The sequence below is a fragment of the Cellulomonas sp. NPDC055163 genome (assembly GCF_053607065.1).
This window is the reverse complement of the sequence record NZ_JBSGSU010000004.1, coordinates 432,825-457,113: the sequence shown is the minus strand read 5'-3', so window position 1 is coordinate 457,113 and position 24,289 is coordinate 432,825. Positions and strand designations below refer to the sequence as shown.

Genomic DNA, 24,289 nt, shown 5'->3' with positions numbered 1-24,289 from the left:
CCGTCCCCTCCGGGCCTGCCGCGTCCTGTCCCGACGCGCCATGCTGCCCTGTCCGATTTCCGCGCACGAGCCGTCGGGGTCCCGCGAGACACTCGACGCATGGCTCTCACCGCGACCAGCCTGACGAGATCGAGCGGCCCCCACGGCGACGCTGCCGCGGAGGCCCCCGTCGCGCCGTGGCTCGATCCCGACGCGGCGTACCGCGCGATCAGCGGCCGCGACCCCCGTTTCGACGGGCGCCTCTACGTGGGCGTCGTGTCCACCGGGGTGTACTGCCGGCCGTCGTGCCCCGCGCGCACGCCGCGACCCGAGAACTGCCGCTTCTACCCGGCGGCGGCCGCTGCCGTGGCCGCAGGCTTCCGTGCGTGCCGCCGGTGCCGGCCCGACGCCCTGCCCGGATCGCGCGACTGGGACGTGCGCGGTGACCTCGCCGCCCGCGCGGTCCGGGCCATCGCCGACGGCGCCGTCGACGACGTCGGGGTCGACGGCCTCGCGGCACGCCTGCACGTCAGCGTCCGGCACCTGCACCGGGTGCTGGTGGCCGAGGTCGGTGCGTCGCCGCTCCAGCTCGCGCGCACCCGGCGCGCCCAGCTCGCCCGGATGCTGCTCGACCAGACCGACCTGTCGATGGCCGACGTCGCCTTCGGCGCGGGCTTCGCGAGCGTGCGCCAGTTCAACGACGTCGTCCGCGAGCACTTCGGCGCACCGCCGAGCGAGCTCCGCCGGGCCCGACGGCGTGGGGCCCTCGCGCAGGACCCCGCCGCGGCGACGGACCGGCTGCCCGTGACCGGCGCCCGCCTGAGCCTGCGGCTCCGGTTCACCCCACCGTTCGACGCGGGCTCGTGGTACCGCCACGTCGCGCACCGGGCGGTCCCCGGGCTCGAGCGGGTGACGGGCGGACCGGGGTCGACGGGCGGACCGGGGTCGACGGCGCTCCCGTCCCGCACCCGTGCCGGGTCCACGGACGCCGAGATGTCGGTGACGCGGCTGCTGCGCGGCGCCGAGGGGCCCGTGCACGTGGCCGTGGTGCTCGCGGCCGACGGCAGCGCGGTCCACGCGCACCTCGAGCTGGCCTCGCTCGCCGACCTCGCGCCGACCGTGACGCGGCTGCGCCGGTGGCTCGACCTCGACGCCGACCCCACGCTGGTCGCCGGGGCGCTCGGCGGCGACCCGCTGCTCGCGCCGCTGATCGCCGCGCGCCCGGGCCTGCGGGTGCCCGGAACGACGGACCCGTTCGAGCTCGCCGTGCGGGCGGTGCTCGGGCAGCAGGTGTCGACGGCGGCGGCGCGCACGGTCGCCGGGCGGCTCGTCGCGGCGTACGGCGAGCCGGGCGCCGACGGTCTGAGCCTCTTCCCCTCGGCCGCCACGCTCGCGGCGGTCGGGACGCCGGCGCTGCGTGCGCTCGGGCTCAACGAGGGCCGCGCGTCGACCATCGGCGTCGTCGCGCGCGCCGTCGGGGACGGGCTGCGCCTCGACCCCGGCGTCGACCGCGAGCGCGTGCGGGCCGAGCTGCTCGCGCTGCCCGGGGTCGGGCCGTGGACCGCGGACTACGTCGCGCTGCGCGCGCTCGGCGACCCCGACGTCTTCCCCGCCGGGGACCTGATCCTGCGCCGCGCCATGGCGGACCTCCCGGGCGGCACGGGGGAGCCGGTCGACATCCGCGCGGCGGGGGCGCGGGCAGCGGGGTGGAGCCCCTGGCGCGGGTACGCCGCGCAGCACCTCTGGTCGGCGTGGTCCCATCGCGTGGAGCTCGCCGCCGCCGAGCCGCGCCGTCCGAAAACCGCCAGAAGGGTGCGTCGCGTGGCGCGATGATGGACGCATGACGACGTTGCTCGCGACCATCCTCGACACCCCGGCCGGCCCGCTCACCGTGGTGCTCGACCCCGACGGGGTCGTCCGCGTCTCCGGCTTCGGGCCGTTCGACGAGACGGTCGAGCGGCTGCCCGCGGACGTGCGCGCCGGCGGCGTCCAGCGCCTCGACCCCGACGCCCTGGAGGCTCTGGGCCCCGGTCCCGCCGCGGTCGTCGACGCCGTCCGTGCCTACGCCGCCGGGCACGTCGGTGCGCTCGACACCGTGCCCGTCGTGCAGCCCGGGGGCCCGTTCCAGCAGGAGCTGTGGCGATCGATGCGGGCCGTCCCGCCGGGCGCGACCGTCAGCTACACCGCGCTCGCCGCCGCGGCGGGGCGGCCGGCGGCGGTCCGGGCGGCGGGCGGGGCGTGCGCGCGCAATCTCGTCGCGCCGTTCGTGCCGTGCCACCGCATCGTGAGGTCGAGCGGGCAGATCGGCGGGTACTACTTCGGGCCCGGCCCCAAGCGCGCGCTGCTCGCGCACGAGGAGGCCGCGCGGGGCGGGACGCTCGAGTCGGCCTCCGCGTCGGCCTGAGACGAGCGTCGGTCCGGGCCCGGAGTCCGCGGCTCGTCCGGACGGGTCCGGCGCGAGTCGAGTCAACGGCGGCCGGAGGCGGGCGCGAGGACGCGGACGGGCGCCTCTGATCGACGCCCGTCACCAGCTCCCAGCGGGCGCGTCCCGGGCGCGGCTCGGCCGCCGGGCGCGCGTGCGGTCGCGCGGCCCGGCGGCCGGGGAGGACTACTTGCGGATCGCGCCCGTGATGACGAGCGCGAGCACGGCTGCCGCGCCGCCGACGATCGCCCGGGCCTTGGTCCGGTTGGTCGGGTCGGCCGCGGGGTCGGTACCGAGCGCGTCGCGCCACAGGCGCTTGCCGGCGTCGACGGCGTTGTTCGCCTGGTAGCGGGGGTCGAGGCGCGTCGAGAGCTCGTCGACGGTCGCGGCCAGCTCGGCGCGGGTCGCGGCCAGCTGGGCCTCCATCTGGGTGAGCTTGGGGTCCGTGGTCATCAGTGGAGGCCTTCCTTGACGGCGTCGACATCGAGCTTCACGTTCTCCACGGCGCGCTCGGGGGTCGGCGGGGCGCCGGCCTGGAGACGCTTGATGCCGACCAGCGCGAGCACGGCCGTGACGATCAGCAGCACCACACCCACGAGCAGCGCGGCGAGCCACAGGGCCATCTGACCGTTGAGCGCGATGATCGCGGTCGCGAGGAGCACCGCGAACGTGAAGAAGCCGAAGAACGCCGCACCCGCGAGCAGCCCGATCCCCATGCCGGCCTGCTTCGCCTGGCCCGCGATCTCGGCCTTGGCGAGCTCGATCTCGGCGCGCACGAGCTTCGAGCTCTGCTCGCTGAGCCGGCCGATCAGCTGCCCGATCGACTGCTGGTCCGTCGGCGATTTCGTCTCGTGTGACGCGGTCACCATCTCTTCACCCTCCGTCCGGCGGTCCGTGCAGACCTCAGGACCCCCAGTGTGGCCTCACCTGGGGTGTTGTGCGCGTCAACCTGCCCGGTCGGGCGGTGCGTCGGTGCTGGTGGCGGCGTGTCGGGGCGGCGCGTCGACCTCGCCGGGTCCGCGCCGGGCCCGGCGCGCAGCAGGGGCGGACGAGCCGGCGGACGAGCGGGCGGACGAGCCGGCGGACGAGCGGGCGGACGAGCCGGCGGTCAGCCGCCGAAGGGCAGCGCGGGACGGCCGGGCACGTCGACCCGCACGCGGAACAGAGCGCCCGCCTCGGGCTCGGGGTCGTCGAGGTTCTCCCGCGACGTCGTGACGTACAGGTCGCGCAGGTCCGGTCCGCCGAGCGCGCACGCGGTCGTCAGCCGGACGGGCAGGCGGACCTCCCTGAGCACGTCCCCGGTCGGGGACACGCACCGCACACGGCCCGCGCCGTTGAGCGCGACCCAGACGTTCCCCGCGGAGTCGACCGTCAGGCCGTCGGGGTGGCCCGCGTCGGGCACGTGGAACGGGCGCCGGCCGGTGAGCTCGCCGTCGACGACGTCGAACACGTCCGTGCGGCCCGTCGCGGTGTCGTTGTAGTAGGCGCGCGAGCCGTCGGGGGAGAAGTCGAGTCCGTTGGAGACCGTCACGCGCGGCAGCACGGTGCGCGCGCTGCCGTCGGGGGTGATGCGGTGCAGCGTCGCGGCGCCCTCGGTCCGGTCGTCGGCCATCGAGCCGGCGTAGAGGTTCCCCGCGGGGTCGCAGCTGCCCTCGTTCATCCGTACGCCGGGGTCGGTCCACAGGGGCTCGAGGGGCGTCGGGGGCTCGTCGGGCCCGTCGGCGAGCCCGATCCCGCGCTCGAGCCCGACGACGTACCCGCCGCCGGTCCGCGGGCGCACGAACGCGGCGACGGTGCCGACGTGCAGGCGGTCGACGGTGCCGTCGTCGCGTAGCGTGAGGACGTCGCCCGCGAGCATGTCGACCCAGCGCAGACCGCCCCACGCCGCCGACCACACCGGGCCCTCGCCGTGGTACGTGATCGCGTCGGTGACCTGCTCGGGGGTCGGGCTCATGGGTCCTCCGGTGCTCGCTGGCGGTACACCCCCCAGGCTCACCCGGCGGGGCGGCGTGCGCCATCGCTCGCGGAGCGCCGAGGACCCGCACGGCCTGGACCACGAACGACGAAGCCCCGCGCCGGAGATCCGGGCGGGGCTCGTGCTGTGGCCACTGGCAGGGTCGAACTGCCGACCTTTCGATTTTCAGTCGAACGCTCTACCAACTGAGCTAAGTGGCCGAACCGACAACGCCCGGCCAGATGACCGGGCGTTGATCGAGCGACCCCGACGGGACTTGAACCCGCGACCTCCGCCGTGACAGGGCGGCGCGCTAACCAACTGCGCTACGGGGCCTCGTGGTGAGACAAGACCTTCATGCTGAACTGCTCGTACCCCCAACGGGATTCGAACCCGTGCTACCGCCGTGAAAGGGCGGGGTCCTGGGCCGCTAGACGATGGGGGCGACTCGCCCCGGACGTCGAGGCGTCTCTAGACCGGGATTGAGCATACGGGTTCCCGGGCGGAACTCCAAAGTCGATCCCGGCCGGCGGCCGGGCAGCGCCCTGACCTGCGGTTCTGCAGCGAGGCCAGTCCTCGCGGCCGCACGTCGGCGCTCCGCCTCCGCCGCTGCCCGGCCCCGGGGGAGGATGGTGCGCATGGTGGAGATGTCGCTCGAGGAGTTCGAGGACGCCGTCCGGGACGCCCTCGACGAGATCCCCGAGGAGCTCGCGGCGCAGATGGACAACGTCGTGGTGCTCGTCGAGGACGACCCGCCCGAGGACGACCCGGACCTGCTCGGCCTGTACGACGGCACGCCCCTGACCGAGCGCGGCGAGTTCTGGGCGACGGGCGCGCTGCCGGACCGCATCACGATCTTCCGCAACCCGACGCTCGCGCTGTGCGCGGACCGCGCGGAGGTCGTCGAGGAGGTGGCCGTCACGGTGGTCCACGAGATCGCGCACCACTTCGGCATCGACGACGAGACGCTGCACCGGCTGGGCTGGGGCTGAGGGCGGCGCGCGCGGCCGACCCGGGTGCTCGTCGGCGGGCGCGGCCCCTCGAGCGGACCGGGCGGCGGCGCGAGGCTCGCCGGTGGGCGCGTCAGCGACGCTCGGTAGCCTGAGCCGCATGGACGCGCGGCGCGAGGACACCGGGGCGGGTTCGCCCGAGGGCATGCGGATCGGGATCGTGCTGCTCCCGCAGGAGCGCTGGGCCGACCAGCGCGCCCGGTGGCAGCGCGCCGAGGAGTACGGGTTCGACCACGCGTGGACCTACGACCACCTGGCGTGGCTCTCGCTCGTCGACGAGCCGTGGTTCGCGACCGTCCCGCTGCTCGCCGCCGCCGCTGCCGTCACCGAGCGCATCGAGCTCGGCACGTGGGTCGCGTCGCCGAACTTCCGCCACCCCGTGCCGTTCGCCAAGGACGTGATGGGGCTCGACGACATCAGCGGCGGGCGGTTCGTGCTCGGGCTCGGCGCCGGCGGGGAGGGGGTCGACGCGTCGGTGCTGGGCCCGCGCCCCACCCGGCCCGAGCGCACGCGGCGGTTCACCGAGTTCGTCGAGCTGCTCGACCAGCTGCTCACCCACCCCGTGAGCCACCACTCCGGGGAGTTCTACGTCGCGGACGAGGCCCGGATGATCCCGGGGACGCTCGCCCGGCCCCGCACGCCGTTCGTCGTCGCCGCCAACGGCCCCCGGGCGATGGCGGTCGCCGCACGGCACGGGCAGGGGTGGACGACCTTCGGGCCGACGTTCGCGCCCGGCGAGCTCGACGGCGCGACGCCGGCCCAGGCGCAGGAGCGCTGGTGGGAGGGGCTCGCGGCGCTGACGGACGTGTTCGACGGCGTGCTCGCCGCCACGCCCCCGAGCGGCTCGACGGTCGGCGACGGCACCGGCGCCGCCACCGACGCCGCCCCGGGAGGGGGTGCGCCGCGGGAGCCGCTGCGCCGCTTCCTCAGCATCGACGGCGCGCCGGTGTTCACCCTGCAGTCCGTCGACGTGCTGGTCGAGGGCGTCGAGCGGGCCGCCGCGCTGGGGTACACCGACCTCGTGCTGCACTGGCCGCGCGCCGAGGGCGTGTACGCCGGGTCCGAGGCGGTGCTCGAGGAGGCCGCGTCCCGGCTCCCGGAGCTGCGCCGGGTCCCGGTCGCCCCCCGCTGAGGTCGGGCCGGGCAGCGGCCCGGCCGCTCGGCAGCGCGGGTGGGACGGCGGCGGCGCAGCAGGGCCGGGCTCGCGGCGCGGGTTGACGCGCGGGCCCCGCAGGGCCGGGCTCGCGGCGCGGGTTGACGCGCCGGCCCCGGAGGTCCGGCTCGGCGCCGACCTCCGGCCTCAGTGCGCCTGGCGGGCCTCCCACGCGCTCGCGACCATGTCGGTCAGCGAGTGGCGCATCTCCCAGTCGAGGTCGCGCGCGGCGAGCTCGCCCGAGGCGACGATGCGGGCCGGGTCGCCGGGCCGGCGCGGCGACCGCTCGGGCTCGAACGCGATGCCGGTGACCTCGGCCATCGCGGTCATGATCTCGGCGACGGACACCCCGTCGCCGCTGCCGAGGTTGTACACGCGCTCGAGCTCGCGGCCGTCCGCGAGCGCCTGCGCGGCGGCGACGTGCGAGGTCGCGAGGTCGGCGACGTGGATGTAGTCGCGCACGCACGTGCCGTCGGGCGTCGGGTAGTCCGTCCCGTTGATGCGCGGGGTCCGGCCGGCGACGAGCGCGTCGAGCACGAGCGGGAAGAGGTTGTGCGGGCTCGTGTCGTAGAGGTCGGGCGTCGCGGAGCCGACGACGTTGAAGTAGCGCAGCGACGTGTGCTGGAGCCCCGTCGCGCGGCCCTGGTCACGCAGCAGCCACTCGCCGATGAGCTTCGACTCGCCGTAGGGCGACTCGGGGGACGTGGGGGTCGCCTCTGTGACGAGGTCGGTGTCCGGTGTCCCGTAGACGGCTGCGCTCGAGGAGAAGACGATCTTCTCGACGCCCTGCGACGCCATCGCGGTCAGGAGGTGGGCTGTGCCGGTGACGTTCTGCGCGTACGTGTGCAGCGGCCGGTCGACGGAGATTCCCGCGTACTTGAAGCCCGCGAGGTGGACGACGCCGACGACGCCGTGCACCGCGAGGGCGTCGGCGACGAGGTCGGTGTCGAGGATCGAGCCGAGCACGAGGGGCACGTCGTCGGGCACGAACTCCGCGTGGCCGCTCGACAGGTCGTCCAGGACGACGGCCGCGAGGCCCGCCTCCCGGAAGGCGCGGACGACGTGCGAACCGATGTAGCCGGCGCCGCCGGTCACGAGCCAGGTCATGCTGCTGACCCTACCGAGCCGCCGCCGGGCACGCGTGCCGGCCCGGGACGGCTCCGGTGGCGCGCCCGAAGATGCTCAGTATGCTGAGCAACTTCCCGAGAGAGGGGGCTCGCGTGGGCGAGACCGGCATCGACTCGCACGTGCACGCGCGCGAGTCGTTCCGTGACGTGCACCCGCCGGCGGCGGACCCCACGAGCCCCGGGCACGACGACGACCGCACGCAGCCGCACCTGCGGGTCGTCACGGCGCCCGCCGACGACGCCACGCTGCGCGCCCAGGTCGACGCCGGGCTCGACGCGACCCGCGAGGTGCTGCGCCGCTACCTCACGGACCGCCGCGACCAGGCCGGGCACGTCGCGCACGAGTACCTCGTGCTGTGGGAGACGGTCGCCGCGCAGGTCGGCGGCAAGCTGCTGCGCCCCCGGCTGACCGTCGCCGCGTACCTCGGCCTCGGCGGGACGGACCTCGCCGCCGTCGCGCCGGTCGCAGCCGCGCAGGAGCTGCTGCACACCGCGATGCTCGTGCACGACGACGTCCTCGACGGCGACGAGGTCCGCCGCGGCGTCCCGAACGTCGCCGGCACGTACCGCGCGCGCCTCCGGGAGCGCGGCGTCGTCGGGCGCGCCGCCGACCACCAGGTGCTCGGGTCCGCGCTCCTCGGTGGCGACCTCGCCCTCTCGGGGGCCTTCGACCTCGTCGCGACCGCCCCCGTGGGTGCCGAGGTGCGCGTCCAGGTCGTGCGGCTGCTCGCCACGACGCTCGCCACCACCGTCGCGGGCGAGCTGCTCGACGTCGGCGGCGAGCTCCTCGCGCCGTCGGACGTCGACCCGCTGCTCGTCGCGGAGCTCAAGACCGCGGCCTACACGTGTTGCGCCCCGCTCCAGGCCGGCGCTCTGCTCGCCCACGCGCCCGCCGCGACCCACGCGACGCTCGACCGGGTCGGCACCGCGCTCGGCATCGCGTTCCAGCTCGCGGACGACGACCTCGGGGTGTTCGGCGACCCGGCCGTGACGGGCAAGTCGGTGCACTCGGACCTGCGCGCCGGCACCCGCACCGAGCTGCTGCGGTACGCGTACCTGCTCGCGGACGACGCGGGCCGCGCGGTCCTCGACCGCCACGTCGGCGACCCGGGGCTCGACGACGCCGGCGCCGCGCGCGTGCGGGACGTCATGGTCGGCAGCGGTGCCCGGGACCACGTGCTCGCGCTCGCGTCCGCGGCGGCGCGGTCCGCGCGCGAGACCGCCGCCCGGCACCTGCCGCCGGTGCTCGCCGGTTACCTTGGGGGCGTCGTCGACGAGCTGGCCGAGCGGGGGAAGTGATGCAGCACGCAGCACCCACCGCCGACGAGCGCGCGCACCGCCTGTACGACGCGACCGCGCAGCGGGCCAGCCGGGCCGTTCTCGCGGGGTACTCCACGTCGTTCGGGCTCGGCGCCCGGCTGCTCGGCGAGCGTGCGCGGCGGGACATCGAGGCGGTCTACGCGCTCGTGCGGATCGCCGACGAGATCGTCGACACGCACCGCGGCCCCGACGCGGGAGAGCTGCTCGACGAGCTCGAGGCGCAGACGGCGCGGGCCCTCGTCACCGGGTACTCGACGAACCTCGTGGTGCACGCGTTCGCGCGGACGGCGCGGCGCACCGGGATCGGCGCGCGCGAGCTCGACCCGTTCTTCGCGTCGATGCGCACGGACCTGAGCGTGCACGTGCACGACCGCGCGAGCTACGAGCGGTACGTGCACGGCTCCGCGGAGGTCGTCGGGCTCATGTGCCTGGCGGTGTTCCTCAACGCGGAGCGCCGTCCCGGGGACCCGGTGCGCCGGGCGGACGGCGACACGGAGGCCGGCGCGCAGGCGCTCGGTGCGGCGTTCCAGAAGATCAACTTCCTGCGCGACCTCGGCGACGACTCGGCTGGGCTCGGCCGCAGCTACTTCCCGGGCGTCGAGCCGGGCCACCTGACGCAGGCGGAGCTCGACGCGATCCTCGACGAGATCGGCGCCGACGTGCGCCGCGCGCGCGAGTCGCTGCCCGGCCTCCCGCGGCGTGCGCGGTGCGCGGTCGCCGCGACCCTCGGCCTCTACGAGCGGCTCCTCGACCAGCTCGCGCACACCCCGCCCGCGGAGGTGCTCGGGCGCCGTGTCCGGGTCACGACCCCGCGCAAGCTCGCGGTCGTCGCGCACGCGGTCGCGACCGAGCTCCGCGGGACCGCATGACGCGGGACGGCGCGACCCCGCACGGCGGCGTGACGCAGGGCGGGACGACGGGGACGCGCGGGCGCGGGTGCACGGACCAGCAGGCCGACGAGCGGAGCGGGACGGTGCGGGTGTGAGCGGTGCGGGCGTGGGCGGTCCAGGTGTGCGCGGGACGGGTGCGGGCGTGACCGGTCCGGGGGTGAGCCGGGTGTCCGCGACCGGCGGCTCGCCGGTGCCGCGCGCGGCGGTCGACGCGACGTCGGCGGCCTCGGGGACGCGCGGGTCGCGGGCTGCACGGGCGCGGCTCTCCGGGGAGCTGCCCACGGGCGGTCGCGTCGTCGTCGTCGGCGGCGGCATCGGCGGGCTCGCGACGGCGGCGCTGCTCGCGCGCGGCGGCGCCGAGGTCACGCTCCTCGAGCGCCACGACCAGGTCGGCGGACGCACGGGGACGCTCGACCTCGACGGCTTCCGGTTCGACACCGGCCCGTCCTGGTACTTCATGCCCGAGGTGTTCGAGCACCTGTTCGCGCTGCTCGGCGAGCGCATCGAGGACCACGTCGACCTCGTGCGCCTCGACCCGGCGTACCGGCTGTTCCCCGAGCCGGAGGGCGGCGGCCCGGCCGAGCCGATCGAGGTCGTCGGCGACGCCGCGACGAACTGGCGCACGTTCGACGCGATGGAGCCCGGTGCGGGCGAGGCGATGCGTCGCTACGTCGAGGAGTCGGGCGACGCGTACCGCACGGCGCTCGACCACTTCCTGTACACGACCTTCGAGCGGCCCGACCGGGCGGTCTCGCTCGACGTCGTGAAGCGCTCCGGCACGCTCGGGCAGCTGCTCACGCAGACCCTCGCGCAGCGCGTCGAGCGGACCGTCATGCACCCCGTGCTCCGGCAGGTGCTCGGGTACCACGCGGTCTTCCTCGGCTCGTCGCCGTACAGGGTGCCCGCGCTCTACTCCCTGATGAGCCACCTCGACCTCGGCGAGGGTGTGCGGTTCCCGCGCGGCGGGATGTACACGCTCATCGAGGCGCTCGAGAAGGTGGCGCGGGCGTCCGGGGTGACGATCCGCACGGGCGCCGACGTGGTCGCGATCGACGTGGACGGCGCCGGCCGCAGCCTGCGCCACCCGCGCCGGACGGGCGTCGCGCGCGGGGTCCGGCTCGCGAGCGGGGAGGTCGTCGAGGCGGACGTCGTCGTCTCCGCGGCCGACCGCCACCACACCGAGACCGCGCTGCTCGACGAGCCGCACCGCAGCCTGCCCGCATCGTGGTGGGAGGACCGCGGGCCCGGCATCTCGGCGCTGCTCGTCATGGCGGGGGTCCGCGGCGAGCTCCCCGAGCTCGCGCACCACTCGCTGTTCTTCACGCGCGACTGGCCCACCAACTTCGAGGACATCCTCGGGCCGGGCACCGGCGGCGGCTCCGACCCCGACGCGCTGCGCGTCCCCGAGGTCGCGTCGCTGTACGTCTCGAAGACGACCGCGACCGACCCCGGCGCGGCGCCCGAGGGGCACGAGAACCTGTTCGTGCTCGTCCCGTTCCCTGCCGACGAGCGCCTCGGCGCGACGGACGACGACGGCCCGGCCTCGCGGGCCGCCCTCGACGCGCACGCCGACCGGTTCCTCGACCAGGTCGGGGAGTGGGCGGGCGTCCCCGACCTGCGCTCACGTGTCGTGACCCGGCGCGTCGTCGGCCCGGCCGACTTCCACCGGGAGTTCTCCTCGTGGCGCGGGTCCGCGCTCGGCATGGAGCACACGCTGCGCCAGAGCGCGATGTTCCGGCCCGGCGACGCGTCGGCGCGCGTGCCGAACCTGCTGCACGTGGGCGGGGGCACCATCCCGGGCGTCGGGCTGCCGATGTGCCTGATCAGCGCCGAGCTCGTCGTCAAGCGGCTGCTCGGTGAGACGTCGTCGCGCCCGCTCCCGACTCCGTTGCGGCCGGGCTTCCTCGACGCGGCACGCCCGCGCGGGGTGTGGCGCGACGCGCTCGGCGGCGCGCACGGCGGCGACCGCGATGCTCGCGGCGCGCACGGGGGCAGGGCGTCGAACGGCAGCACCCCGGCGGACCGTGCCGAGGTCCGCGCGCCCGCGCCGGGCCCGGCCCGCGAGAAGGACCGGCCCGCGTGATCGGACTGGCCTACCTCGGTGCCCTGCTCGTCTCCCTCGGGGGCATCGCGCTCCTCGACCGCGCCCACCGCCTCGCGTTCTGGTCCGACTGGCGGCTCTCCGCCGCGTGCGTCGGCATCGGCGTGGCCGGGTTCCTCGCGTGGGACCTCGCCGGGCTCGCGCTCGGCATCTTCGCCCGCGGGGACAGCCCGCACATGACGGGGATCCTGCTCGCGCCCGAGCTGCCGATCGAGGAGGTCGGATTCCTCACGCTGCTCTGCTACACGGCGCTCGCGGCGTGGCGCGCGTTCGACCGGTGGGTCGCGGAGCGCCGGGGCCGGGGGCCGGGTGCATCCGGCGCGTCGTCGGGCACGGGGGCGACCGGCGTGGGACCGGCTCCTGGCGCGACCGGCGCCGATGGCACGGCTGGGGGTGCACGGTGACCAACGCGATCCTCAACGCCGGCGTCCTCGTCGTGCTGCTCGCGGTGTCCGCGCCCGTGCTGCGCCGCCTGCGCGGCTGGGCCGTCGTCGCGACCGTCCTGCTGCTCTGCGTGCTCACCGCGGTGTTCGACACGATCATGATCGACGTCGGCCTCTACGAGTTCGACCCCGCGAAGATCCTCGGGCTGCACGTCTGGGGGGCGCCCGTCGAGGACTTCGCGTACGCGATCGCGGCCGCCGTCGGGATGCCCGTGCTGTGGACGGTCCTGGGCCGGCGGCGCGCACGACGCGACAGGCACGCGGCCCCCCTCGACGGCACGGCAGACGGGACGACCCACGCGTGAAGCAGCTCCTCGACGCCTCGCGGCCGTTCTCGTGGGTCAACACGGCCTACCCGTTCGCCGCCGCGTACCTCATGGCGACGGGCGGCCGCCTCGACGCGGCCCTCGTCGTCGGCACGCTGTTCTTCCTCGTCCCGTACAACCTGCTGATGTACGGCATCAACGACGTGTTCGACTACGAGTCCGACCTCCGCAACCCGCGCAAGGGCGGGATCGAGGGCGGGCTCGTCGAGCGCTCGCAGGCCCGCGTCGTGCACCGCCGGATCCTGGTCGCGTGCGCCGTGACCGTCGTGCCGTTCCTGGTGTGGCTGCTCGCGGTCGGGTCGCTCGCCGCGAACCTCACGCTGCTCCTGGTCGTCTTCCTCGTCGTCGCGTACTCCGCCCCGCGGCTGCGGTTCAAGGAGCGGCCGGTGCTCGACTCGGTGACGTCCGCGATGCACTTCGTCGGGCCCGCGCTGTACGCGCTCGTGCTCGTGGGGGCGGACCTCGGCGCACGGACCGTGTGGCCCGTGCTCGTCGCGTTCCTGCTCTGGGGCATGGCGTCGCACGCGTTCGGCGCCGTCCAGGACGTGCGCGCCGACCGCGAGGCGGGCATCGGCTCCGTCGCCACCGTGCTCGGCGCCCACCCGACCGTCGTCGCCGCCACGGCCGCGTACGTCGTCGCCGCCGTGACCCTGCTCGCGCTGCCGTGGCCCGGGTGGCTCGCCGCGGTGCTGCCGCTGCCGTACGCGGTGAACGCGGCCGGCTTCTGGTCGGTGCGAGACGACGACTGCGAGCGCGCCAACCGCGGGTGGCGCCGGTTCCTGTGGCTCAACCTCGTGACCGGGTTCCTCGTGACGATGCTGCTGATCGCGGTCGCGCGGGGCTGAGCCTGGCGGGCCGGCGGCGACGTGCGCCCCGGCGGGAAGGAGAGGACGGTGCAGGTGGACGGGAGCTCCGGCGCGGCGCGCGCGCTGCTCGACACCGCGTCCGACGCGTACGCCGCCCTGCCGGTCGACGACCTGCGGGACGGTGTCGTGGAGCTCGTGGAGCTCGTGGAGCTCGTGGAGCTCGTGGAGCTCGTGGAGCTCGCCGCCGCCCACGAGGCCGCGGACCCCGAGCACGGGACGTCGCAGCTCGACGTGGCTCTCGCCCGCGTCCTCGGGCTCGGTGTGCCCGACGTCGACGTCCGGCTCGTCGAACGGCTCGCGGACAACCCCTCGGCCGTGCGGCTCGAGGTGACCTGCCGGGCCCTGCGGCACCTGTGGTCGACCGCGGAACCGCACCCGGCGCCCGACCCCGTCACGGTGGGACGGCTCGTCGGGTCGGCCGCGCGGCTGACCCTCGGTCCGCACGACCTCGAGGCCTACCGTGCGGTGCTCGGGCTGGCCGCCGCGCAGGTCGGCTCGCCCGGGGTCGCGGCGGCGATCGAGCGGGAGATCACCCGCCTCGGCCCTGCCGCGCCCCGCGGCTGAGCGGCGTCGCCGTCCGGCCGGGCGGGGAAGACCGACGCCCACGCCCGGGAGGGACGGCCGACATCTACCCCCGGGCGGGGAACGCCGACGCCCACCCGGTCACGGCGTGGGCCGTGCGCCGGGTGGGCGTCGGGGACGTGCGCGTGGTGCTGCGTGTCAGTGCGCGCGGCGACCGAGGAGGCGCGCGGCGAGAACGACGCCGATCGCCGCGAGGACGATCTGGATGAGGATCTCGATGAAGTCGATCCCGTCGGTGGTCGCGACGCCGAGGCCACGCGCGATGGCAGAGCCGAGCAGCGCGGCGATGATGCCGACGATGACCGTGACGACCAGCGAGATGTTCTGCTTGCCGGGGGCGAAGAAGCGCCCGAGCAGGCCGAGAATCGCGCCGATGACAATGGCCCCGATGATGCTTGCGGCGGTCATGAGGATCCCTTCCTAGCTGTCAGGTGCACGTCTGGCGTGCTTCGCCCCGGACGCTATTGCAGCTCACATGAGCCCGCATCTCGAGGCGGGTGTGACGTCACCCAGTCGGGCACGCGGATGTCAAGGGTGTCGCGCCGTCGGGCTAACCTGAACGGACGTCCGGGGAGAAATCCGACAACGAGGCAGGTGCACCGTGATCGTGACCGTCCTGGCCGTCGTGGCCGGCATCGTCGCGGCCTTCGTGGTCGCGGGGATCGTCAGCGCGATCGTCCGCTCCGCGGGGCGCCGCAGCGCCGTCGCCGCCGACCTCTCGCGCCGGGCGCGCCGCCCCCTGCGGGCCGTGCTCGTCGTCGTCGCCGTCTGGGTCGTGGTCGTCGCCACCACCGACGCGTCCGACGCGTGGGTCCCGCCCGTGCAGCACGCGCTGCAGATCGCGCTGATCGCCTGCGTCGCGTGGCTGATCGGTGCGCTGTCCTTCGTCGCGGAGGACATCGCCCTCGCGCGGTACCGCATCGACGTGCCCGACAACCGGCACGCCCGACGGGTCCGCACGCAGGTCACGGTCCTGCGCCGGGTCACGGTCGTCGTCCTCGTGATCGCCGCGCTCGCCGCGATCCTGATGACGTTCGACGCCGCGCGCGCCCTCGGTGCCGGGCTCCTCGCCTCCGCCGGTCTGCTCTCGATCGTGGCGGGCCTCGCCGCGCAGAGCTCGCTCGCGAACCTGTTCGCCGGGCTGCAGCTCGCGTTCACGGACGCGATCCGCGTCGACGACGTCGTCGTCGTCGACGAGGAGTGGGGGCGGATCGAGGAGATCACGCTGACCTACATCGTCGTGCACGTGTGGGACGACCGGCGCCTCATCCTCCCGTCGACCCACTTCACGACCACGCCGTTCGAGAACTGGACCCGCCGCGCCGCCGACCTGCTGGGCACCGTCGAGCTCGACCTCGACTGGTCCGTGCCCGTCGACGAGATGCGCGCCGAGCTCGCCCGGCTGCTCGAGGACACCGACCTCTGGGACCGCCGCGTCGGGATCCTGCAGGTCACGGAGGCCACCGGCGGGTACGTGCGGGTCCGGGCGCTCGCGAGCGCGATCGACGCCCCGACCCTGTTCGACCTGCGCTGCTACGTGCGCGAGGGTCTCGTGGCGTGGCTCCAGTCCGCTGCGCCGCAGGGCGTGCCCCGCACGCGGCTCGAGACGGTGCAGGACGCCCCCGGTGCGCGCGGCGGCGCCGCGGGCGCTGCGGCGGGGTCGCTCGGTCGGCGCAGCGGGCGCCCGGAGGCCGAGCAGCCGGCGCAGGGCCAACCGGGTGACACCCAGCGGCTGCAGCTCACGCAGTCTGACGCCCGGCTCTTCACCGGGAGCATCGACGCGCTCGAGCGCTCCCGCGCCTTCAGCGGTCCCGGGTCCGACGTCATCGCCGAGCGCGAGCAGGCCGCCACCGACTCGCGCGGGACGCCCCGGGTCACCGGCCCCGTCACCGTCGTGGGGCCGCCCCTGCCCGAGCCGCAGGGTGCCGGCGCGCACGACGTGCACGGCGGCAGGGTGCCGGAGGGCGACGCCGGGGTGCAGGGCGCTGCCGGGCTGCAGGGTGGAGCCGGTCAGGGCGGGTGGTTCGAGGACGACGCGGCGCGGGCGGACGACGCTCGGCGCGCGCGGGAGGACGACCGGGGCCGGGAGGTCGAGCGGGCTCGGGAGGACCGGGCTCGCGTCGAGGCGGAGCGGGCACGCGCGGAGACCGAGCGGGCCCGTCGGGATGCCGAGCGCGCTGCCGAGCAGGACCGTGCGCGCCGCGGGACCGGCAACCCCGAGCGCGGTGCCGACCCGTACGCGGACCCCGACGTGCGGACCACGACGGTCATGCGTCCGACCCCGGGTGAGCCGAGCCGCGCCCCGAGCCGGACGTCGGTGCTGCCGGTCGAGCCGGACGCGTCGGGCTGGCGCGCGACGTGGAACCTCCCGGGCGGCGAGCAGCTCACCGGGCTGCCCGGGCGCGGCGACGGGCCGGCGGCGCCGGAGCGGACCTCCGCCTTCGCGCGCGAGACCGGGCCCGGCCGTCCCGCGGAGTCCGCGGCGCCCGCCCCGGCGGCGGCGTCGCAGCCGTCGTCGCCACCGGTCGGGACCCGGCGTCAGCGTCAGGCCCAGTCGGACGAGACCGCGGTCCTCGGTGCCGACGACGTCCAGGGCTACGGCGAGGACCGGCGCCGCGGGACCGAGGGGAACGAGGGGACCGGCGGCCCGCCGACGGCTCGGTACGACTGGCGCGGGGGCGAGTAGGCGCCTGCCCGGGGCGGGGCGAGGAGGCGACTGCCGGGGCAGGTGAGGAGGCGACTGCCCGGGGCGGGGCGGGGCGACCGCGACTGCCGGGGGCGACGTGAGCAGGCGACTGCCGGGGGCGGGGCGACCAGGCGACTGCGAGGGACGAACGTCGCGCGGGCGAGAGGCCAACCCCCGGACGGTCAGCCGCCGGAGCGAGTCGACGGCTTGCTGCGGCGTGAGCAGTCCTTACGGGGCCGGCGCTACGGCGAGGGTGTCGAGGGGATCGGCTCGGCGTGCAGCTCGACGAACTCGTCGACGCGCATCGGCCGGAGCCCGGCGCGGGTCCAGGCCGGGACGAGCCGTGCGCCGTCGTCGCCGTGCAGCCGCACCGGGTCCGTCAGGCGGTAGACGGCCCGGCGCCGCACCAGCCGGGCCTCGCCCGCCTCGACGTTGCGCAGCCACTGCACGTCCGGCCCGTACGTCAGCGCGACCACGAACCCCCGCGGCGTCGGGAAGGCGAAGACCGGCGTCCGCAGCCGCCTGCCCGTCCGGCGCCCGACGTGGTGCAGCGTCGCGAGCGGAGGCACGTCGTCGGACAGGGCCATCATCAGAGGGTTCGTGACCCGACGGTTCACACGGGTCACCCACATCGGGATCGGCATCGTGCTCCTGACGCTCGACAGGACGGGTGTGCATCCTTCCGAACTCACGCGAGCTTTCGAAGGATGTGTCGCCAACCTTCCAAAAGTGGGCGAGGTCCGGGAGGAAGACGGCGAAAGCAGCGCCGCTCGGCGTGCCCCCGACCAGGATGCCGCGAGCTGGCCGCCCCTCGGTAGTGAGCCGCGCGACTGGATCTCCACGGTCGATCCCGGCCATCTCACGGTCTGGGAACGGCACCGGATCGAGCAGCCGTATCGCTCGGCACTCGTCCCCCTGATCGCCGAGGAGGACGTACGCCTGCCGGTGCCGCTCCAGGCGCTCCAGCAGGATGCCGCTGCGGAGGTCGCCCGGTTCGACACCGAGGTGGCGCACCTGCCCGTGCCGATGCCGGCGGTGCTGCTGCGCACGGAGTCCGCGTCCTCGTCCCAGATCGAGCACCTGACGAGCTCGTCACGCAACATCGCGCTGGCCGAGCTCGGTGCGACCGACAAGGCCAACGCGGGTCTCATCGTCGCGAACACCCGCGCGATGCAGCTGACGCTCGCGTCTGGCGACGAGGTCACCGCCGACGTCATCCTCCGAGCCCACGACGCACTCCTCGCGGCGACCGACCCCGACGTCGCGGGCCGCTGACGCACCGAGGCCGTCTGGGTGGGTGCGTCCGCGCTGTCGCCGCACGGCGCCGACTTCGTCGCGCCGCACCACGAGCACATCCCCGGTCTTGTCGAGGACCTGACCCGCTTCGCCGCGCGGCGCGACGTGCCGTCACTGGCCCACGCTGCACTGGTCCACGCCCAGTTCGAGACGATCCACCCGTTCGTCGACGGCAACGGACGCACAGGACGCGTCCTGGTCCACACGATGATGCGGCGTCACGGTGTGGCCGAGCACACCACCGTCCCGGTGTCGGCGGGGCTGCTGCGGGACCCGGGCGCCTACGTCGACGCGTTGACCGCCTACCGGGCCGGCGACGCCGCACCGATCGTCGAGCGGATGTCCCACGCCGCGCTGGCTAGCTGCGCGATCGCTGGGCCACGCAGATCACGGCGCGCCGCGGCGCAGCGGCGTGGCGGTTGGCGGACGGCCTGTTCGCCCATCCGGTGGTGGACGTGCGTGCAGCGGCAAGGATCACCGGGACGTCCGAGCGCGCTGCGCTGACGCCGTCGACACGCTGGAAGAGGCCGGCGTGCTGTCGCTCGTCACCGGGGTGCGCTGGGGTCGGGTGTGGCAGGCCCGTGAGGTCTTCGACGCGGCGGAGGCGTTCGCACGGCGGGCGGGGCGCCGCCGACCGCGGCGCTGAGGCGCGGTCCCGCAGACCCCGGCGGCCGCGTCGTTCGTCGTTCGCCGCGTGTCGTCCTGGCGGGCGGCCCTGTCCTCGATGGCGCGACGTCCAGGGTGGTCAGCAGCCGGGGCCGTGGGGGTTGTCGAGGCAGGTGTCGGCGACGAGGTGGCTGGTGGCGTCGTGGATGGCGACGGTGGGCAGGGTTGTGGTGGTGGTGGCGGTGCCGTTGATGGGGTGCCAGGTGGTGGTGCCGGCGATGAGGTACTCGCCCGACCAGGTGGTGGTGAGGGTGGGGGTGTACGTGCCGAGCGCGGGGTAGGGGTGGCCGATGACTCCGGTGGGGTAGACGGGGTCGCCGGGGTGGTGGTCGTGGCCGGTGGGGTAGGGGGTGCCGGGGTGGGTGGTGGTGGTGCGGGTGCCGTCGCCGAAGTCCCAGGTGAACTCGGTGGGGGTGGCGCGCACGGTGATGGGGAAGTTGAGCAGGGTGGTGGGGTGGTCCTGCGGGTCGGCGGTGGTGTGGACGACCAGGCCCAGGCCGGTGAGCAGGTCCGGGTTGGCGGGTTGTGGTGTGACGGGGGAGGGCGTGAGGGGGAGGCGGCGGAAGTCCTCGGCGGTGAACTCCGGCAGGACGTCCTGGGGGCAGTAGTAGTCGCTGATCCGGTCCCAGCGGGTCCAGGGGGCACCTTCGGCTGTGCGGGTGCGGGACCAGAGCGGGAGCAGCGGGGTGATGCCGGGCCCGCAGTCGGGTGGGGTGATCGCACCGTCGCCGGGGTCGCACTCACCGTCGAGGGTCGAGGTCACGAACTGCGAGGAGACGTCGCACAGCTCGGCTCGGATGTACTCGATCAGCTTCGCCGCGGGGTCGTGTGCGGCGGAAGCGGTGCTCCAGGCATCGTTAGCGCGATGGGCGGCCGCTGCGTAAACCTTGACGACGGAGCCGGACGACTCGCCACCGACCTTGTCGAGTGCGGCTGCGGGAGTGGTGCACAGGGTTGCGACCACTGCGGCACCGACGATTGTCGATGCGGCGCGCCGCGTTCGGTGCTCGCTACGCAACGGTCTCAACTTCGCACTCGCGGATCAGCCAGGCGCCACCTGCGCGCTGCACGGCAACATGCACGACGGACTCGGTGGTGCTCGGATCTTCCTCGACGACCGCGCCGTCTTTGTCGAGCTCGACGGCCGGCCCCTGAAGCAGGCTCAGGTCAACTGCATAGAGAACGCCAGGTTCGATTTCCTGAGCGCGCGCATCGGACACTGTGGTCTCGGTGCCATCTTGATGATTGCCAGTCGAGTGCATCTCCTCAACGCCGGTCATGACGCTCGCGCAGAACACGCACTCCGGGTGGCTCAGCGCCTTCCAGGCCGTGAGGTCGCCGGTGTTGTAGACGTACGGGTACAGCGATAGGAAGTACGTCGCTGCCGCGACTGCCCCGTCGACGCCGGGATCGTCCATCGCCGCCGGCCGCTCGGGCTCGGGTGTGGTGGTCGGGGTGGGCGTCGGCGACGCTGCCGGTCGCGCCGTCGCAGGACGCGTCGGGCTTGGCTCGGCTGCCGGCTCCCCGGTGCACGCAGTCAGCAGCGCCGCCAGCACCACCACCCCGCCCACCGCCGCGCGCATCGGGCTGCCTCCGCGAAGGCGTCGGGCAGGGCGGCGGGCGTCGTCGGCCGCACGAGGCAAAGGCATGCCCGCGAACCTAGCGAAATCGGGTCGAGCCGGGCAGTGCCGTTCCGCAATCTGTGGACGACCGGCCCCGCGAAGCGGACGACTGCCGGACCGCCATGCTTCTCGTCGCCGGCCCCGGGCATGCCGCGAGGGGCCGGCGTCGTGACGGACGCCGGCCCCTCGCGGGATGTGCTGGGTGCGTTCAGCGGCGACGGCCGCGGCGACCGGTCGCCGCACCGTAGATGAGGAACACGATGATCGCGCCGCCGATGGCGAGCAGCCACGTCTGGATGTCGAAGAACGTGGCGAGGCCCACGCCGAACAGGACGCTACCGAGCCAGCCACCGAGCACCGCGCCCAGGACGCCGAGCACGAGCGTGATGAGCCAGCCGGTGCTCTGACGCCCAGGGAGCAGAGCCTTGGCGATCACACCAGCAAGCAGGCCGAGGAGGAGGAACGCGAGAAAGCTCATGGGAGAACAGCTCCTGTGAGAAGAGTTCGAACCGGACGGGACAGAACCTCCCACACCAGGACGAAAGCCGCATCCGGAACCGGACGGACGTCCAGACCAGGGGGCTCCTCAGCACGCCCGGCGCGCACGGTGCCCCCAAGGCGCCCCTGCCCCCAAGGCGCCCCTGCGCCGGTCACCCCGCGGACAGGGCCGCCTTGACGCGCTGCGACAGCACCTTGCCGTCGACGCGTCCCCGCCCGGCGGCCGCGGCCTGTGCGGCGCGCATGACGGCACCCATGTCGCGCATGCTCGTCGCGCCCGTCTCGGCGATCGCTGCCGCCACCACCTCGTCGAGGTCGGCCTCGCTGAGGGCCGTCGGGAGGTACGACTCGATGAGGTCGGCCTCGCCGGTCTCCGTCGTCGCGCGGTCGGTCGCGCCGGCGGTCGTGTAGATCTCCGCGGACTCGCGGCGCTTCTTGACCTCGGACGCGAGGACGGCCTGCACCGCGTCGTCGTCGAGCTCGACCGCGACGGGGCCTGACTTCTCCGCCGCCCGCACCGCGCCGATGACCTGGCGGAGGGTGTTGGTGCGGAAGGCGTCGCGCGCCTTCATCGAGGTCGTGAGGTCGGCGGTGAGTCGTTCGAGCGTGGTCATGCCCCCATCGTGCCCGGTCGGGGTGGGCGCGCGGCGACCGATTTCCCGGCAGCGCGACCTGACGACGGGTGTGGTGGGCCCCGTGGGGCTCGAACCCACGACCTACGGATTAAAAGTCCGCTGCTCTACCGACTGAGCTAGAGGCCCGGGGCGAGCGGGGTGCGTCTGGGTAGCCCTCGTTCGAGGGAGAGAAGTGCCGCGCGGTTCGATCGCGTGACGATCGGCCCCGGAAGCAGCGTACCGGTGAGGCCCGCGCGCCCGGGGAGTGCTCGGGAGCTTCCGGCGGCGAGCCGGGCGGGCGCAGGCGCCTGCCAGCGGATCGGGTGCTGCAGGCAGAGCAACTCCGGCGGTTGTGGGAAGTCTCTATTCTTGCGACACTGCATCGACGGAGACTTCGTGGCTCAAGAAGAAGGACATAGGGACATGCTGTATCGCTCGCCTCCGCTCCATCTGGATGATCTCCGGGTGATCGACGAGGTCCACGCCATGCGCGCCGAGCTCGCGGAGAGTCTGCGTGTCCCGCGGCGCTGGACCGGCCGTCTGCGTCGAACAGCGATCGCTCGCGCCATCCAGGGGTCCAACAGCATCGAGGGCTATCACGTGGAGCTCGACGATGCGGACGCATCTCTCGACGACGAGGGGCCGATGAGCGCTGACCAGCGGACATACGCCGAGATCCGAGGATATCGCCAGGCGCTCGGCTACGTCCTCGCGATGGCGCGCGACGCGCACTTCTCGCTCGACGCGTCGGCGCTCCGCTCGATGCACTTCATGATGCTGGCGCACGACCTGGCGAAGAGCCCGGGCCAGTACCGCCAGACCGACATTTACGTGCACGACGAGCGCACGGAGCAGGTCGTGTACACGGGGCCGTCCGCGGAGCACGTCGCGCATCTCATGGCCGGTCTGGTGGCGGACCTGAACCGAGGCGACGACGAGGACCCGATGGTCCATGCGGCGATGGCACACCTCAATCTCGTGATGATCCATCCGTTTCGCGACGGGAACGGTCGGATGGCGCGCGCCCTCCAGACGCTCGTCCTGGCGCGCCGAGGAGTGGGCGAGCCGGAGTTCGCGAGCATCGAGGAGTGGCTGGGAGCCAACACGGACGACTACTACCGCGTACTCGCCGTCACGGGCCGAGGGCGGTGGCAGCCGGGTGCCGACGCGCACCTGTGGGTCAGCTTCAACCTGCGTGCACACCACATGCAGGCGCAGACGGTGCGCAGCCGCTGGCGGCGCGCGCAACGCGCCTACGAGCTCCTCGACGAGCGGCTGGCCGCCCACCGGCTCCCGGACCGGGCTCTGGACGCGCTCTACTCGGGCCTGCTCGGCTTCCGTCTGCGCAGGCCGACCTATGTGGACCAGACCGGCATCGACGAACGGACGGCGAGCCGTGACTTCAAGGCCCTCACGGACGCCGGGCTCCTGCGCCCCGTGGGCGAGACCAAGGGGCGGCACTACGTCGCGGGGCCCGCTCTCGAGGAGGTGCGGAGCGACGTGGGCCGGGGCGAGCGGATCGAGGACCCGTACCCGTGGATGGCCGTCGAGCTCGCCCGAGCGGCGGCCGAGGTGCCTGATGTCGGGACGTGACCTGGAGCTCACGCGCTGCCGGGTCGTCTCGGGGTGCTTCCCGGCGTGGCGCACTTCACCCCGCAAAGCGGGCGCACAGGCTGCCCCGGCCTGAGAGGCTCTTGCGCGGTCGTGCGCCTGCCGCTCGCCGGCCCGACCGATGCTGTCGCGGCCATCCCCAGGGGGTTCTCCCATGCGTTCGTCCCGTCGTCTGCTCGCCGTGCCCGCGGCCGTCGCCCTCGTGTGGAGCCTCGCGGCCTGCGGCGGCTCCTCACCGGAGGCGAGCACCGAGACCACGTCGGAGCCGTCGGCCACCGCCGAGGCCACCAAGGAGGCCGAGGGCGTCGAGATCACGCAGGCCAACTTCCTGAAGACGATCGCCGACGCGCAGGCCGAGGCCAAGAGCTACGACTTCACGATGTCGACGTCCGCCGAGGGGCAGGCGATGGAGGCCACGGGCTCCGTGCAGATCGAGGACGACGGCACGCAGTCGCTCTCGATGGTCATGGGGCTCCCCGAGATGGGGCAGATGGAGGTCCGCATGGCGGGCGGCCTCACGTACATGAACCTCGGCGAGCTGACGGGCGGCAAGTTCCTCCAGATCGACCCGAGCGACGCCTCGAACCCGCTCGCCGCCGGCCTCGGCGACATGACGGGCGAGATCGACCCGACCAAGGCGCTGGCCGACGCGGAGGCCGCCGTCACGAGCGTGACCAAGAAGGGTGACGCGGAGGACGTCGACGGCGTCCAGGCGACCCCGTACGAGGTCGTCATGGACCCGGCGAAGCTCCCCGAGGAGCAGCGCGCGAGCCTCGACCAGGCCGCTGCGGCCGGCGCCACGATCCCGGCGACGTTCGTCTACACGTACTGGCTCGACACCGACAACCGGGTGCGCAAGATGGCCTTCGACCTCATGGGCTCGACGACCGAGATGACGTTCTCGAACTGGGGGAGCGGCGCCGCGGTGACCGCGCCGTCGGCCGACCAGATCACGACCGAGAACCCGTTCGCGGGCTGATCCCGCGCCGGTCCGCGAGCCGGACCTGAACGCATCGGAGCCCGGGGGCGGTCCTTTGGAAGGGCCCGGGTCCCCCTCTTTGCGGTCCCGCTCCCCTTCTCTGCCACGTCCCCCCAAACAGACGGAGCCCCCACCAGAAGCCCT

Annotated in this window: 26 protein-coding genes and 4 tRNA genes; 16 read left to right on the top strand and 14 right to left on the bottom strand. The window is 74.5% G+C overall.

The genetic code is table 11. The annotated features are described in order from the left end of the window. Positions 1-99: 99 nt before the first annotated feature. Together ACWFNE_RS10490 and ACWFNE_RS10485 are read left to right on the top strand one after the other, a co-directional pair. Complete coding sequence (locus tag ACWFNE_RS10490) at positions 100-1,812, top strand: Ada metal-binding domain-containing protein (RefSeq protein ID WP_452122358.1); 1,713 nt, start codon at positions 100-102, stop codon at positions 1,810-1,812. A gap of 7 nt (positions 1,813-1,819) precedes the next feature. Further along, positions 1,820-2,383, top strand: coding sequence for a methylated-DNA--[protein]-cysteine S-methyltransferase (locus ACWFNE_RS10485; RefSeq protein WP_452122357.1), 564 nt, complete (start codon positions 1,820-1,822; stop codon positions 2,381-2,383). A 204-nt stretch (positions 2,384-2,587) separates the two neighbouring features. Here ACWFNE_RS10485 and ACWFNE_RS10480 read toward each other — a convergent pair whose 3' ends face one another. The 6 genes from ACWFNE_RS10480 to ACWFNE_RS10455 form a co-directional block, all read right to left on the bottom strand. After that, positions 2,588-2,854 carry a DUF3618 domain-containing protein gene (locus ACWFNE_RS10480; protein ID WP_452122356.1) on the bottom strand — a complete coding sequence of 89 codons (267 nt, stop codon included), beginning with the start codon at positions 2,852-2,854 and terminating at the stop codon, positions 2,588-2,590. Further along, positions 2,854-3,270, bottom strand: a complete 417-nt coding sequence (locus ACWFNE_RS10475) for a phage holin family protein (RefSeq protein ID WP_452122355.1) — start codon at positions 3,268-3,270, stop codon at positions 2,854-2,856. Before ACWFNE_RS10475 ends, ACWFNE_RS10480 begins: the two co-directional genes overlap by 1 nt. Positions 3,271-3,509: 239 nt before the next feature. Next, positions 3,510-4,355 (bottom strand): SMP-30/gluconolactonase/LRE family protein, encoded by an 846-nt coding sequence (locus ACWFNE_RS10470; RefSeq protein ID WP_452122354.1) that lies wholly within the window; start codon positions 4,353-4,355, stop codon positions 3,510-3,512. Between the two features lie 148 nt (positions 4,356-4,503). Further along, positions 4,504-4,576 (bottom strand) — tRNA-Phe (locus ACWFNE_RS10465). 41 nt (positions 4,577-4,617) lie between these two features. Continuing rightward, positions 4,618-4,691 (bottom strand) — tRNA-Asp (locus ACWFNE_RS10460). A gap of 36 nt (positions 4,692-4,727) precedes the next feature. Next, positions 4,728-4,800, bottom strand: a tRNA-Glu gene (locus tag ACWFNE_RS10455). A 193-nt stretch (positions 4,801-4,993) separates the two neighbouring features. On the opposite strand from ACWFNE_RS10455, the gene ACWFNE_RS10450 reads away from it, so the two are divergent. Further along, positions 4,994-5,347, top strand: coding sequence for a metallopeptidase family protein (locus ACWFNE_RS10450; protein WP_452122353.1), 354 nt, complete (start codon positions 4,994-4,996; stop codon positions 5,345-5,347). Positions 5,348-5,465: 118 nt separating this feature from the next. Continuing rightward, entirely contained in the window at positions 5,466-6,497 is a 1,032-nt protein-coding gene (locus tag ACWFNE_RS10445; RefSeq protein ID WP_452122352.1) for an LLM class flavin-dependent oxidoreductase, read from the top strand. Between the two features lie 168 nt (positions 6,498-6,665). Here ACWFNE_RS10445 and galE read toward each other — a convergent pair whose 3' ends face one another. Continuing rightward, entirely contained in the window at positions 6,666-7,625 is a 960-nt protein-coding gene (gene galE / locus ACWFNE_RS10440; RefSeq protein ID WP_452122351.1) for a UDP-glucose 4-epimerase GalE, read from the bottom strand. A gap of 80 nt (positions 7,626-7,705) precedes the next feature. Between galE and ACWFNE_RS10435 the strand changes: the two genes are divergently transcribed. From ACWFNE_RS10435 to ACWFNE_RS10405, 7 genes are all read left to right on the top strand, one after another. Next, the gene (locus tag ACWFNE_RS10435; protein ID WP_452122350.1) at positions 7,706-8,944 is read left to right on the top strand and encodes a polyprenyl synthetase family protein; all 1,239 of its coding nucleotides are present in this window, start codon (positions 7,706-7,708) and stop codon (positions 8,942-8,944) included. Next, the gene (locus ACWFNE_RS10430) at positions 8,944-9,834 is read left to right on the top strand and encodes a phytoene/squalene synthase family protein (protein WP_452122349.1); all 891 of its coding nucleotides are present in this window, start codon (positions 8,944-8,946) and stop codon (positions 9,832-9,834) included. The genes ACWFNE_RS10435 and ACWFNE_RS10430 overlap by 1 nt, the downstream gene beginning before the upstream one ends. Positions 9,835-9,997: 163 nt before the next feature. Beyond that, entirely contained in the window at positions 9,998-11,938 is a 1,941-nt protein-coding gene (gene crtI / locus ACWFNE_RS10425) for a phytoene desaturase family protein (protein ID WP_452122348.1), read from the top strand. After that, positions 11,935-12,360, top strand: coding sequence for a lycopene cyclase domain-containing protein (locus ACWFNE_RS10420; protein WP_452122347.1), 426 nt, complete (start codon positions 11,935-11,937; stop codon positions 12,358-12,360). The genes crtI and ACWFNE_RS10420 overlap by 4 nt, the downstream gene beginning before the upstream one ends. Next, positions 12,357-12,704 (top strand): lycopene cyclase domain-containing protein, encoded by a 348-nt coding sequence (locus ACWFNE_RS10415; RefSeq protein ID WP_452122346.1) that lies wholly within the window; start codon positions 12,357-12,359, stop codon positions 12,702-12,704. Before ACWFNE_RS10420 ends, ACWFNE_RS10415 begins: the two co-directional genes overlap by 4 nt. After that, positions 12,701-13,570: a prenyltransferase gene (locus ACWFNE_RS10410; RefSeq protein ID WP_452122345.1), complete on the top strand. Its 870-nt coding sequence runs from the start codon at positions 12,701-12,703 to the stop codon at positions 13,568-13,570. Before ACWFNE_RS10415 ends, ACWFNE_RS10410 begins: the two co-directional genes overlap by 4 nt. Positions 13,571-13,618: 48 nt before the next feature. Next, positions 13,619-14,155, top strand: coding sequence for a hypothetical protein (locus tag ACWFNE_RS10405; RefSeq protein ID WP_452122344.1), 537 nt, complete (start codon positions 13,619-13,621; stop codon positions 14,153-14,155). Between the two features lie 156 nt (positions 14,156-14,311). Here ACWFNE_RS10405 and ACWFNE_RS10400 read toward each other — a convergent pair whose 3' ends face one another. Further along, positions 14,312-14,581: a GlsB/YeaQ/YmgE family stress response membrane protein gene (locus ACWFNE_RS10400; protein ID WP_452122343.1), complete on the bottom strand. Its 270-nt coding sequence runs from the start codon at positions 14,579-14,581 to the stop codon at positions 14,312-14,314. Between the two features lie 193 nt (positions 14,582-14,774). On the opposite strand from ACWFNE_RS10400, the gene ACWFNE_RS10395 reads away from it, so the two are divergent. Then, entirely contained in the window at positions 14,775-16,859 is a 2,085-nt protein-coding gene (locus ACWFNE_RS10395) for a mechanosensitive ion channel domain-containing protein (protein ID WP_452122342.1), read from the top strand. A 242-nt stretch (positions 16,860-17,101) separates the two neighbouring features. Here the strand turns inward: ACWFNE_RS10395 and ACWFNE_RS10390 are convergent, their stop codons facing one another. Next, positions 17,102-17,446, bottom strand: coding sequence for a nitroreductase family deazaflavin-dependent oxidoreductase (locus tag ACWFNE_RS10390; RefSeq protein WP_452122341.1), 345 nt, complete (start codon positions 17,444-17,446; stop codon positions 17,102-17,104). Between the two features lie 13 nt (positions 17,447-17,459). Between ACWFNE_RS10390 and ACWFNE_RS10385 the strand changes: the two genes are divergently transcribed. Together ACWFNE_RS10385 and ACWFNE_RS10380 are read left to right on the top strand one after the other, a co-directional pair. Beyond that, complete coding sequence (locus tag ACWFNE_RS10385) at positions 17,460-18,134, top strand: hypothetical protein (RefSeq protein WP_452122340.1); 675 nt, start codon at positions 17,460-17,462, stop codon at positions 18,132-18,134. Between the two features lie 18 nt (positions 18,135-18,152). After that, the gene (locus ACWFNE_RS10380) at positions 18,153-18,659 is read left to right on the top strand and encodes a Fic family protein (RefSeq protein ID WP_452122339.1); all 507 of its coding nucleotides are present in this window, start codon (positions 18,153-18,155) and stop codon (positions 18,657-18,659) included. 241 nt (positions 18,660-18,900) lie between these two features. Here the strand turns inward: ACWFNE_RS10380 and ACWFNE_RS10375 are convergent, their stop codons facing one another. The 5 genes from ACWFNE_RS10375 to ACWFNE_RS10355 form a co-directional block, all read right to left on the bottom strand. Next, positions 18,901-19,785 (bottom strand): hypothetical protein, encoded by an 885-nt coding sequence (locus tag ACWFNE_RS10375; protein ID WP_452122338.1) that lies wholly within the window; start codon positions 19,783-19,785, stop codon positions 18,901-18,903. A 46-nt stretch (positions 19,786-19,831) separates the two neighbouring features. Next, positions 19,832-20,404: a DUF6318 family protein gene (locus ACWFNE_RS10370; protein ID WP_452122337.1), complete on the bottom strand. Its 573-nt coding sequence runs from the start codon at positions 20,402-20,404 to the stop codon at positions 19,832-19,834. A gap of 247 nt (positions 20,405-20,651) precedes the next feature. Beyond that, a complete protein-coding gene (locus tag ACWFNE_RS10365; protein ID WP_183297671.1) occupies positions 20,652-20,921 on the bottom strand; it encodes a GlsB/YeaQ/YmgE family stress response membrane protein in 270 nt (89 codons plus the stop codon). 172 nt (positions 20,922-21,093) lie between these two features. Beyond that, on the bottom strand, positions 21,094-21,555 hold the full coding sequence (locus tag ACWFNE_RS10360) for a GatB/YqeY domain-containing protein (RefSeq protein WP_452122336.1): 462 nt from the start codon (positions 21,553-21,555) through the stop codon (positions 21,094-21,096). Between the two features lie 71 nt (positions 21,556-21,626). After that, a tRNA-Lys gene (locus ACWFNE_RS10355) sits at positions 21,627-21,702 on the bottom strand. A gap of 318 nt (positions 21,703-22,020) precedes the next feature. Here ACWFNE_RS10355 and ACWFNE_RS10350 point away from each other — a divergent pair. Then, positions 22,021-23,148, top strand: a complete 1,128-nt coding sequence (locus ACWFNE_RS10350; protein ID WP_452122335.1) for a Fic family protein — start codon at positions 22,021-22,023, stop codon at positions 23,146-23,148. A gap of 172 nt (positions 23,149-23,320) precedes the next feature. Beyond that, the gene (locus ACWFNE_RS10345) at positions 23,321-24,145 is read left to right on the top strand and encodes a hypothetical protein (RefSeq protein ID WP_452122334.1); all 825 of its coding nucleotides are present in this window, start codon (positions 23,321-23,323) and stop codon (positions 24,143-24,145) included. The last annotated feature ends 144 nt before the right edge of the window (positions 24,146-24,289 follow it).